This window comes from Candidatus Enterococcus ikei, from assembly GCF_017316105.1.
Classification (GTDB): domain Bacteria; phylum Bacillota; class Bacilli; order Lactobacillales; family Enterococcaceae; genus Enterococcus_L; species Enterococcus_L ikei.
The window spans coordinates 45430-57694 of the sequence record NZ_JAFLWD010000009.1; the positions used below are offsets into that span (position 1 = coordinate 45430).

Annotated in this window: 8 protein-coding genes; 7 read left to right on the top strand and 1 reads right to left on the bottom strand. The window is 37.8% G+C overall.

Annotation, left to right across the window (positions count from 1 at the left end; translation table 11 throughout):
* Nucleotides 1-23 precede the first annotated feature (23 nt).
* Together nifJ and JZO69_RS04295 are read left to right on the top strand one after the other, a co-directional pair.
* A complete protein-coding gene (gene nifJ / locus JZO69_RS04290; RefSeq protein WP_207111664.1) occupies nt 24-3563 on the top strand; it encodes a pyruvate:ferredoxin (flavodoxin) oxidoreductase in 3540 nt (1179 codons plus the stop codon).
* Between the two features lie 294 nt (nt 3564-3857).
* Nucleotides 3858-5132 (top strand): NCS2 family permease, encoded by a 1275-nt coding sequence (locus JZO69_RS04295; protein ID WP_207111665.1) that lies wholly within the window; start codon nt 3858-3860, stop codon nt 5130-5132.
* Between the two features lie 108 nt (nt 5133-5240).
* On the opposite strand, the gene JZO69_RS04300 is transcribed toward JZO69_RS04295, so the two are convergent.
* Nucleotides 5241-6641: a TrkH family potassium uptake protein gene (locus JZO69_RS04300; RefSeq protein ID WP_207111666.1), complete on the bottom strand. Its 1401-nt coding sequence runs from the start codon at nt 6639-6641 to the stop codon at nt 5241-5243.
* Nucleotides 6642-6924: 283 nt separating this feature from the next.
* Here JZO69_RS04300 and JZO69_RS04305 point away from each other — a divergent pair, with 283 nt between their 5' ends.
* The 5 genes from JZO69_RS04305 to JZO69_RS04325 all read left to right on the top strand — a co-directional run bounded on the left by JZO69_RS04305 (nt 6925) and on the right by JZO69_RS04325 (nt 12223).
* The gene (locus JZO69_RS04305) at nt 6925-8442 is read left to right on the top strand and encodes a flavocytochrome c (RefSeq protein ID WP_207111667.1); all 1518 of its coding nucleotides are present in this window, start codon (nt 6925-6927) and stop codon (nt 8440-8442) included.
* Between the two features lie 173 nt (nt 8443-8615).
* Nucleotides 8616-9209 (top strand): thymidine kinase, encoded by a 594-nt coding sequence (locus JZO69_RS04310; RefSeq protein ID WP_207111668.1) that lies wholly within the window; start codon nt 8616-8618, stop codon nt 9207-9209.
* Between the two features lie 57 nt (nt 9210-9266).
* Entirely contained in the window at nt 9267-10340 is a 1074-nt protein-coding gene (gene prfA / locus JZO69_RS04315; RefSeq protein ID WP_010772903.1) for a peptide chain release factor 1, read from the top strand.
* Nucleotides 10333-11166 (top strand): peptide chain release factor N(5)-glutamine methyltransferase, encoded by an 834-nt coding sequence (prmC, locus tag JZO69_RS04320; RefSeq protein ID WP_207111669.1) that lies wholly within the window; start codon nt 10333-10335, stop codon nt 11164-11166. The genes prfA and prmC overlap by 8 nt, the downstream gene beginning before the upstream one ends.
* 19 nt (nt 11167-11185) lie before the next feature.
* Nucleotides 11186-12223 (top strand): L-threonylcarbamoyladenylate synthase, encoded by a 1038-nt coding sequence (locus JZO69_RS04325; protein WP_207111670.1) that lies wholly within the window; start codon nt 11186-11188, stop codon nt 12221-12223.
* Nucleotides 12224-12265 lie beyond the last annotated feature (42 nt).

Genomic DNA, 12265 nt, shown 5'->3' on the forward strand with positions numbered 1-12265 from the left:
GGAAAGATAAAAGGTGAGAAGAAATGAAAACGACAAAGACAATGGACGGAAATACCGCAGCAGCGTATATTTCCTACGCCTTTACAGAGGTAGCGGCGATTTATCCAATCACGCCAAGTTCCACAATGGCGGAATTGGTAGACGAATGGGCTGAAAATGGGCTGAAAAATATCTATGGACAAAAAGTCCAAGTGATTGAAATGCAGTCAGAAGCAGGAGCTGCAGGTGTTGTTCATGGCTCTTTAAAAACAGGTGCCTTAACAACAACGTATACTGCCTCACAAGGTTTATTATTGATGATTCCAAATATGTACAAAATAGCAGGAGAACTTTTACCGGCTGTTTTTCACGTAGCAGCTAGAGCAATCACAACCAGTGCTTTGAGTATTTTTGGTGACCATGGAGATGTGATGGCGACTCGTCAAACAGGTTTTTGTATGCTAGCAGAATCTAGTGTCCAAGAGGTCATGGATCTTTCTGCAGTAGCTCATTTAGCGAGCCTCGAAGGCAGTTTACCATTCGTTAATTTTTTTGACGGATTCAGAACGAGTCATGAATTACAAAAAATCGAAGTGCTTGATTATGATGATCTAAAAGGAATGCTTGACCAAGATGCGGTGGATCGATTTAGAAATAGAGGAATGAATCCAAATCACCCAACTGTCTCAGGAACAGCTCAAAATCCAGATATCCATTTTCAACAAAGAGAAACAGTTAACGCAAATTACGAAGCAATGCCAAGAATTGTTCAAAAATACATGAACCAAATCAATGAAGTACGTGGCACTAATTATGATTTAACGGATTACTATGGAGCAGAAGATGCAACAGAAGTCATTATTTCAATGGGTTCAGCTTCACCAGTTATTCAACAAACGGTGGATTATTTAAATCAACAAGGGCGAAAGGTCGGACTGATCAATATTCATTTATATCGTCCATTCCCAACAGAGAATTTATTAGAAAAATTACCAAAAACAGTGGAAAAAGTTGCTGTCTTAGATAGAACGAAAGAAGCAGGTGCAGATGGGGAACCATTGCTTTTAGATGTTCAAAGTGCATTATACCAACATTCCAATCGTCCCATTGTGATCGGCGGACGTTATGGCTTAGGTTCAAAAGATGTGACGCCTAATCAAATCAAAGCAGTTTATGATCATTTACTATTGCCTTTTGATGAATTAAAACAACGCTTTACCATTGGTATCGTAGATGATGTGACATACCGTTCATTACCACAAGGAGAAATCTTAGATTTAACTCCAAACTCAACGTTCCAAGCAAAATTCTGGGGATTTGGCTCAGATGGAACAGTTGGTGCAAATAAACAAGCAATCAAAATTATTGGAGATAATACGGATTTATACGCCCAAGCATATTTTAGCTATGATTCTAAAAAATCAGGGGGCTTAACTGTTTCTCACTTACGCTTTGGTGAAGAACCGATTACATCCACTTATTTAGTAGAACAAGCTGATTTTATTGCCTGTCACAATGCTTCTTATATCCATAATTATGATTTACTAAAAGGCTTGAAAGATGGCGGAACCTTCTTATTGAATACCATTTGGGATAAAGAAAAGGTCTATCGTTTACTTCCAGCTAAACTAAAAAAATATATTGCAGAACACGCTATTCAATTTTACATCATCAATGCCGTAGAATTGGCGCGAGAAATTGGTTTAGGTCGTAGAATCAATACAGTGATGTCCACCGCCTTTTTTGAAGTGACGGATATTATGACGCGCGATGAATATATGCCGTTATTAAAAGCTGAGGTCCAAAAAACATACGGGAAAAAATCAATGGAGATCGTAGAAAAAAACTTCCAAGCGATCGATAGGACATTTGACTCGTTACAAAAAATCGAAGTTCCATCTGAATGGGCAGCACTTGTTATTAAACCTGAGGAAAAAGATTCCACCTTACCAAAATACATTACCAACATTTTACAGCCAATCAATCGTCAAGAAGGAAATGAGTTAACGGTAGGGGATTTGATCGAAAATGGCATGAAGACTGGAGAAATGCCGATGGGCACTGCAGCCTATGAAAAGCGTGGAATCGCCTTAGAGGTTCCCGAGTGGCAAATGGATAAATGTACGATGTGTAATGAATGTGCCTTTGTCTGTCCTCATGCGGCAATTCGACCATTTTTGGCAGACGAAGCGGAGATGGAAGAAGCTCCAGCAGGATTTCTTGCAAGAGAAATGCGTGGCGCAGATGGCTTGATGTACCGGATTCAAGTATCTTTAGAGGATTGTACCGGCTGTGGTCTTTGTGTCCAAGCTTGCCCGGTCAAAGAAAAAGCTATTTTGATGAAACCTTATGAAGAACAAAAAGAACAAGCAATCAATTGGGCATTTGCAATGACTTTACAGCAAAAAGAAAATCCAGTCAGAAAATTATCGGTGAAAGGATCTCAATTCAATCAGCCATTAATGGAATTTTCGGGTGCGTGTGAAGGCTGTGGAGAAACACCGTACATCAAGCTACTTACTCAATTATTTGGCGATCGAATGATGATGGCTAATGCGACGGGGTGTTCATCTATTTGGGGCGGCTCATCTCCTGTAACACCATACACGACAAATGAATGTGGCCAAGGTCCAGCATGGAGTAATTCGTTATTTGAAGATAATGCTGAATATGGCTATGGAATGTACGTAGCGAATAAGACCAAACGACAATACCTAGCAGATCAAGTACAAGCTGCTGTAGATAAACATTTAGGATCAGAAGAACTTCAAGCGTTGATGCAAGATTGGCTGGCCCATTATCTTGAAGGTGATGGCACCCAACAACGGGCAACCAAGCTAGCAGCTGCTTTGAGTGGAGAGTATCAATCCGATCCACTTTTAGAACAAATCTACAAACAAAGTGATTTACTTGTGAAAACGAGTCAGTGGATCGTCGGCGGTGATGGTTGGGCGTATGACATTGGTTTTAGCGGAATCGACCACGTTTTAGCAAGTGGAGCCGATGTAAATATCTTTGTTATGGATAACGAAGTGTATGCGAATACTGGTGGTCAAACATCCAAAGCCACTCCAGCCGCTGCTATCGCCAAATTTTCTGCTGGCGGTAAACAAACATCTAAAAAAGATTTAGGGATGATGGCGATGACATACGGAAATGTATATGTCGCTCAAATCGCTTTAGGTGCCAATTCGATGCAGACAATCAAAGCAATCGATGAAGCCGAGCGTTACCCTGGTCCCTCTCTGATCATTGGTTACACACCTTGTATCAATCATGGGGTCAAAGGCGGTATGATCGAAACACTTTCTTTAGCAAAAGAAGCGGTTGAGTCAGGTTACTGGCAACTATATCGTTATAATCCGCAATTGATAGAAAAAGGCAAAGATCCAATGGTGATCGATTACAAAAAAGCTGATTTCTCAAAAATGCGCGATTTCCTTGAAAAACAAACTCGTTTCTCTGCCCTTCATACCATCAAGGACAACCAAGAAGTCGTTGAACATCTTTTAACGAAAACCAAAGATGATGCAGAAGATCGATCAGATAATTATGTTAAATTAGTGAGCCAAAGCAAGAAATAAGAAAATAAGTAATTGGAATCAAACTAGTCGTTAGTTGATTTCAATTGCTTTTTATATGTAAAAAATAAAAAAATGTTCAGAAATCACAAAAAGCGCTTCCAATATGTTATTCTTACAGTGTTACAATTTAGGTAAAAAATAATTTTATTAGGTATATGTATTTATTTTCTACAAAACTTGGTCGGGTTCATTGTACTAGAGGTTATTTAGCTATGCAAGGAAGTATAAAAAAATTACCTGTGGCAAAAAGTGTTACGATCAATTTTACCTATTTTTAGTCAGAGGAGGACGCTCATGTTTCATTGGAAAAAACTTAAAAAAGAAGAGTTAAAACGAGAAATACTAGCAGGGACAACTTCATTTTTCGCCATTTCATATATCATTATGGTAAATACAGTGATCTTAGCTGAGGCGGGGATGCCAAAAGAATTAACGATTTTTGGTACGATTTTTATTTCCATTATCGGATCGATTTTGATGGGATTAGTTGCAGATGCGCCAATTGTACTAACAACTGGGATGGGTGTTAATTCATTTTTCACCTACACATTAGTGCTCTCATTAGGTTTGACTTGGCAGCAAGCATTAGCTGTTAGTTTTTGCGCAGGTATAGTTTATTTACTGGTTGCTTTTACGAAGCTAAGTAAATTATTTGCAGAAGTCGTGCCAGAAACGTTAAAAACTGGGATCACTGTGGGAATTGGTTTTTTTCTTGTGTTGATCGGTTTGGAAAAAGGGCATTTGATTTTAAGAGGAGAACATACTTTTTTGCAGCTTGCCCCTTTAAATAATAGTTTAACTATGCTAACTCTATTCTCATTGATTTTGACTGTAATTTTGTTTGTGAAAGGGATTCAAGGGAGCTTTTTCATTGGTATCGTAGCCGTAACTCTGATTGCTAATCTTTTTGGTATGGTAACGCCAACGGAACATTTTTCCTTGAGCGGGCTAGGCAATTATTCTAATATTTTTTTGCAATTAGATTTCAGCACTTTTTTTTCTAAGAGCTTTTTACTAGGTGTATTTGCGTTATCGATGATTTTGATTTTTGAATCGATGGGTTTGCTTAAAGGATTGATGCCAGAAGCCGACGAAAAAAAATATTTACGCGCCTATCGTGTAACAGGTTTTATTACGTTACTATCTAGTATTTTTGGGACAAGCCCGACTGTGGCAGCAGCTGAAAGTGCAACAGGTATTGAAGAAGGCGGAAAAACAGGCATAACATCGATCACTAGCGGTATCTGTTTCTTTTTAGCGTTATTAGCCTTACCGTTTCTTTCCTACATTCCGGATTCGGCGTTGGCACCGGCGATTATTATAACGGGGTTTTTGATGATTCAACAGATCAAAACACTACATTTTGAAGATTTCAGTGACTATTTTCCTGCGATGCTGATGATTGTCTTGATTCCATTTACAATGAATATTTCTGATGGTATGGCTTTTGGTTTTGTGGCATATCCATTAACAAAATGGGTTGCAGGGAAAAAATCAGAACTGTCGTTTCCAATGTGGTTTATTTCAGGTTTATTCTTGATTTATTTGATCGTTAATGTGCTGATTTAACATAAAAAAATGAGTAGGACATAACTCTTCGAGTCATATCCTACTCATATGGAATCCAGATAAACGGTTGGAGCAGAAGCAATTCTTTCTGTCCCAACCGTACTTTTTTTAACCAATAATAATTTTTTCAGAAGGATACTCATATCCAATATCACGTGTTTCTTTCGGTACAAATAACATCAAGGTATACAACATACCGATACGTCCAATAAACATTAAAAGAGCGATCATTAATTTACCTACCGTTGTTAAATCAGAGGTAATGCCTAAAGATAAACCAGTCGTTCCAAAGGCGGAAGCAACTTCAACGATAATTGCAATCAGCGGATGATCTTCTGTAGCTGTTAAAAATAAAACCGCAAAGAAACACATGATCAGTGAAAGCATAAAGACAACAATTGATTTTTTTACATCATCATCATCGATTCGTCGACCAAAGACATTGATCTTGTCTTCACTTTTCAAAAAAGCATACAAGTATAAACCAATGATCGCAACCGTTGTTGTCCGAATTCCGCCACCGACTGAACTAGGGCTACAGCCGATAAACATCAATAGCGAAAATACGATCAAGGTAGTCACTTGAAAGTCACCTAAATCATTGATCTGTAAACCAGCATTCCGAGTTGTCATCGAATAAAACATTGACGTGATCCAGCGCTGAACTTCACCCATTCTCACAAATAAATGATCTTTCTCAAATAAATAAATCAAAATCGTTCCGCCAACAAACAAAATCACAAATGCCAATACTGCAATCTTGCTGAACAGTGAAAAACGAAACGGCAGACCACGTTTTTTCTTCTTAAAAAACAACCATTCACGAAATTCCATCAAAACAGGGAACCCGATCCCACCGACAAAAATCAAAAACATGATCACGATCAAAAAAACATAGTCATTAGCAAAAGGCATGATTGAATCACCAGTAACATCGAATCCTGAGTTAGTCACAGCTGAAATGGATTGATAAAAACCAAAGAAAATTGCTTGCGACCAGCTTTTATAATAACCAGAAAAATAAAAATAGATAGAAAAAAAAGTTCCGAAAATCACTTGAAACCATAAAATAATCGTAAATGTGATTCGAATCAAACGAACAATACCACTCAATTTAGGCTGATTCATATCTGTCATGATCAATTGCCGCTGCTTTAAAGAAATTCTGCGTTTTGACAGAATAATAAAAGCTGTCGAAATCATCATGATCCCTAAACCACCGATTTGAAAAAGAACTTCCATCAAAATGACGCCACGATCATTAAAGACAGAATTAATATCAAACGTTGATAAACCAGTCACACTTACCGTACTGATTGCCATAAACAACATGTCGATAAAACCCACATGAGAATCTGGTTCTCTGAAAAATGGTAGACAAAAGAGTAGATAAGAAATCACAGTCATAATAATATAGTATGAAACAATAATTTGTATAGAAGAAAAATTATTGGAAATAAAACGCCTTCCTTTGCGTTGAGCCAACCATAAAAGCCGCATTTGATTCATAACGGACCTCCCGAATATCATTAAATCAAGTATAGCAGAAAATAAAAGATGGGCAAACAAAGAATAAACGCTTAAAGGAAATAAGAAATTGATTAAAAAAAGCGAGAATATAGCACAAATCAAACGGAACATGCTATTTTATTGAAAGGAGAATAACATCTAAGCTTGTAAACAGATTGTTAGGGTTTAACTTGCTATGTGATTAATTTCACATTTTTAGTTGATTTGAACTGAAAAATAAAAAAGTTTGTTTTGGTCAAAATGTACAAGAGGTGGGAAAAAGATGAAAAAAGTAATCATGAGTTTACTATCATTAAGTTTATTTGTAGGAGTCGCAGCAGGTTGTACGAGCGATCAAGAAAAAACAACCAAGAAAAGCAAAGAATCAAAAGAAAGCACTGAAGTTACTTCAGGTGCGTCAGCCAATGGCTATACAGATTTAAGTGAATTAAAAGACAAATATGACATAGTTATTGTTGGAGCTGGCGGTGCAGGTATGACAGCAGCTTTACAAGCAAAAGAAGCAGGCATGAACCCAGTGATTTTAGAAAAAATGCCAGTTGCTGGTGGAAATACAATTAAATCTTCTTCTGGAATGAACGCATCACAAACTAAATTCCAAAAAGAAGACGGCATCACAGACAGCAATGACAAATTTTTTGAAGAAACATTAAAAGGCGGAAAAGGCACAAATGATAAAGAATTACTACGCTTTTTCGTTGATCATTCAGCAGATGCAATCGATTGGTTAGACAGTAAAGGCATTGTTCTTAGCAATCTAACGATCACTGGAGGAATGAGTGAAAAACGTACCCATCGTCCAGCAGACGGTTCTGCAATTGGCGGCTACTTAGTTGATGGACTTGTCCGTAATGTCAAAGAAGAAAAAATTCCTCTGTTTGTAAATGCAGACGTGACAGAATTACTGGAAAAAGATGGTCAAGTAGATGGCGTTAAAGTAAAATTAAACGACAAAGAAACAAAAGAAATCGAAACCAATGCAGTTATCGTTACAACTGGCGGATTCGGTGCAAATAAAGAAATGCTTGAAGAATACGATCCAAAATTAAAAGATTACGTAACAACAAACCAAGAAGGTACAACTGGTGACGGTATCAAGATGATCGAAAAATTAGGCGGCGCAACTGTGGATATGAAAGAAATTCAAATTCATCCAACCGTTCAACAAGACAAATCATTCTTGATCGGTGAAGTGGTTCGTGGCGAAGGTGCTATCTTAGCTTCACAAGAAGGAACACGTTTTGTCAATGAAATGGATACTCGTGATAAAGTTTCTGCTGCAATTACAGCACTACCTGAAAAATCAGCATACTTGGTATTTGACCAAGGTGTTCGTGATCGTGCCAAAGCCATTGATTTTTATAATGAACAAGGCTTTGTTGTTGAAGGAAAAACAATCGAAGAGCTTGCTAAAAAAATCGATATGCCAGAAGCAAAACTAAAAGAAACCTTAGATCAATGGAACAAAGATGTTGCAGCTAAATCTGATTCTCAATTTGGCCGCAAAACAGGAATGGACAACGATTTATCAACTGGTCCTTACTACGCAATCAAAATCGCACCAGGTATTCACCACACAATGGGTGGCGTGAAAATTAATACTAAGACAGAAGTACTAAAAGAAGATGGAACTCCAATTAAAGGCTTGTACGCAGCTGGTGAAGTTACTGGCGGATTACATGGTGCAAACCGTATCGGCGGAAACGCTGTAGCAGATATCATTATCTTTGGTCGCCAATCTGGAACTGAAGCAGCGAATTTTGCGTCAGCACAAAAATAAATGAGTTTAAAAGTGCCAATAGATTGAACGTCTGCGTTTGTCTATTGGTTTCTTTTTATACATAAATAGACCTATAATCAAAAACTAAGAAAGCAATTTTTCAAAAATACTGCTTTTTTGTTGAAAATATAGTAAAATACGAGAGGAACTAAACGAGAGGTGACGACGGACAAATGGCACAATTATTTTTTAAGTATGGCGCAATGAACAGTGGTAAAACGATTGAAATATTAAAAGTAGCGCACAATTATGAAGAACAAGACAAACCTGTTGTGATTATGACAAGCGGACTTGATACTAGAGATGGTATTGGTGTCGTTTCCAGCCGTATCGGCCTTAGAAGAGAAGCTACACCGATCTTTAAAGAGACAAATGTTTATGAACTGATCCAAAATTTAGACTATCAGCCTTATTGTATTCTAGTAGATGAATCACAATTTCTAGAAAAAAAACATGTGATCGAATTTGCCAAGGTTGTGGATGAATTGAATATTCCAGTCATGGCATTTGGCTTGAAGAATGATTTCCGTAACGAACTATTTGAAGGCTCAAAATATTTGATGCTTTATGCAGATAAACTAGAAGAACTAAAAACGATTTGCTGGTTCTGCCACAAAAAAGCTACGATGAATCTACATTATATTAATGGTCAACCCGTTTATGAAGGAACACAAGTCCAAATAGGCGGCAATGAAGCCTATTATCCAGTCTGTCGCAATCACTATTTCCATCCACCAATTGACGGTGAACAGGAAAAAAATAATTAGCTAAGAAAAAATGAAAAATAAACGATACCTATTAAATAAAAAGAGGAGCAACTAACTATGTACGATCAGTTACAATCAATCGAAGATCGCTATGAAGAATTGGGCGAGTTATTAAGCGATCCAGAAGTTATTAGTGATACAAAACGTTTTATGCAATTATCCAAAGAAGAAGCGAATACTCGTGAAACAGTCGACGTTTATCGTCGCTACAAGCAAGTAGTCGATGGAATCAGTGACACTGAAGAATTACTAGGTGAAAAACTAGATGCCGAAATGGCTGAAATGGCCAAAGAAGAACTTTCAGAATTAAAGAAAGAAAAAGAAGTGTTAGAAGAACGAATCAAAATTTTACTATTGCCAACAGATCCAAATGATGACAAAAATATCATCATGGAAATTCGTGGAGCAGCAGGCGGCGATGAAGCTGCTTTATTTGCTGGTGATTTATTTGGGATGTACCAAAAATATGCAGAATCCCAAGGCTGGAAAACAGACGTGATGGAAGCTAGCATCACTGGAATCGGCGGCTACAAAGAAGTAATCATGATGATTTCAGGAGACAATGTCTTCTCTAAACTAAAATATGAAAGTGGTGCACACCGCGTTCAACGTGTTCCATCAACTGAGTCACAAGGCCGGATCCATACATCAACAGCTACTGTGGTTGTTTTACCAGAGGCTGAAGAAGTAGAGCTAGATCTTGCGGATAAAGATATCCGTACAGATATCTATCATGCAAGTGGCGCTGGTGGTCAGCACGTCAATAAAACCGCTTCTGCTGTTCGTTTGACTCACATCCCAACTGGAATTGCTGTTGCGATGCAAGATGAACGTTCACAAATCAAAAACCGTGAAAAAGCTATGAAAATTTTACGTGCCAGAGTGTACGATCAAATGCAACAAGAAGCACAAAGCGAATACGATGCAAATCGTAAATCAGCTGTAGGTACAGGCGATCGTTCTGAACGAATCCGCACCTACAACTTCCCACAAAATCGTGTAACGGATCACCGTATTGGTTTAACGATCCAAAAACTAGACCAAATTCTAGCTGGGAAATTAGATGAAATCGTCGATGCATTAGTCTTATACGATCAAACATCAAAATTAGAAGAGATGCAAAATGGGTAACCGTTATTTTGAAGTCCTTGAACGGGCTTCTTCTTTTTTAGAAAAACAAGGGAAAGAAGGCTATAGTATTCTTTTCGTTTTCCTAGAAAGAAAAGGCTGGACGAAAACGGATTGGCTGCTTCATCTAAAAGAAGAAATTTCACTAGAAGATGAGCAACAACTTAATAATGACCTAAAACGGCTTGCAGAAAATTATCCACCGCAATATTTATTAGGCTATAGCGATTTTTATGACCATCGTTTTCTGGTCAATGAGCATACATTGATTCCTAGACCAGAAACGGAAGAATTAGTTGACCGCTGCTTAGAAGAAAATCCTAACGGACAACTGAATGTTGTTGATGTGGGAACTGGAACAGGGGCAATCGCAATCAGTTTGAAATTCGCTCGACCTGATTGGCAAATAACAGCAATCGATATTTCAGAAGAAGCATTGAAGGTTGCAGAAAAAAATGCTCAGCTCATAGAAGCACCGATTCAATTTATTCATGGAGATGGACTAAAACCAATGAGTGATCAAAGAATCGATATCTTGATTTCAAATCCTCCTTACATCAGTAATACTGAATGGGATTTAATGGATGAAAGTGTTCGAACGTTTGAACCTAAAACGGCACTTTTTGCAGAAAATGATGGCTTAGCGATTTATCAGCAACTAGCCGAAGAAGCAAAAGATATACTGAATCCAGATGGTAAAATTTATTTAGAAATTGGTTTTCAGCAAGGAGAATCTGTAAAGAAGATTTTCCAGCAAACATTCCCGCAAAAACAAGTACACGTTGCTCAAGACTTATCGGGAAATGATCGAATGGTCATCGTTTCATAAAAAAGAGGAGGGATAAAAATTGGAAACAAAACAATTTACAGGTGACGAGATCGACCAAGCCTCAGCGTTGATTTGTAAAGGAGAATTGATCGCTTTTCCAACTGAAACAGTTTATGGACTTGGTGCAAATGCATTAGATGAGCCTGCCGTGAAACAAGTTTACGCAGTCAAAGGACGTCCCAGCGATAATCCGCTGATTGTTCATGTCAGCGATTTTGAGATGGTTAAACAATATGTAACTGATTTTCCCTCAAACACCAAAGCGTTAGTGGATTCCTTTTGGCCCGGCCCTTTAACATTGATCTTCACTGTAAAACCAAATACATTTTCATCTACTGTCACTGGCGGTCTAAAAACCGTTGCTTTTCGGATGCCCAAAAATGATAAAACATTAGCGCTGATAAATAAAGCTGGTGTGCCCTTGGTAGGCCCAAGCGCCAATACTTCTGGCAAGCCGAGTCCAACAACAGCTCAACACGTATTTCATGATTTACACGGGAAAATTGCAGGTATCTTAGATGACGGAGCAACTCAGATTGGCGTGGAATCAACGGTATTGGACTTAACCGCAGCAGATGGAGTTCCAGTTATTTTAAGACCAGGAGCAATAACCAAAGAAAGCTTGGAAGAAGTTGTCGGTAAGGTGCGTGTAGATCAGCATTTAATCAGTGAAAAAGAAGCCCCTAAAGCACCAGGAATGAAGTATAAACATTATTCCCCAGATACTCCTGTGTGGATTGTTGATGGCAATCAGGATGTATTTAAAAAAGCGATAACATGGGCTAAAAACAATAACCAACGAATTGGTTTATTTGCGGATAATCAACTCATATCAGCATTTTCTGATGAAATAGATGAAGGCTTTTCTTTTGGAGAAGATTCAGTTGAACAGGCAACTAAGCTATTATTTGCTGGTCTTCGATCGTTAGATGAAAAAAATATCGACATAATTTTTGCCCAAGCGTTTCCGGAAACTGGATTAGGTATCGCTTACATGAATCGACTGAAGAAAGCTGCAAACCAAAATATTTTAAAAATTGATTCGATTTTCGAGTAGAGAGCTTTTAAGTATGATACAATCGGTACAAACAAATGAAAT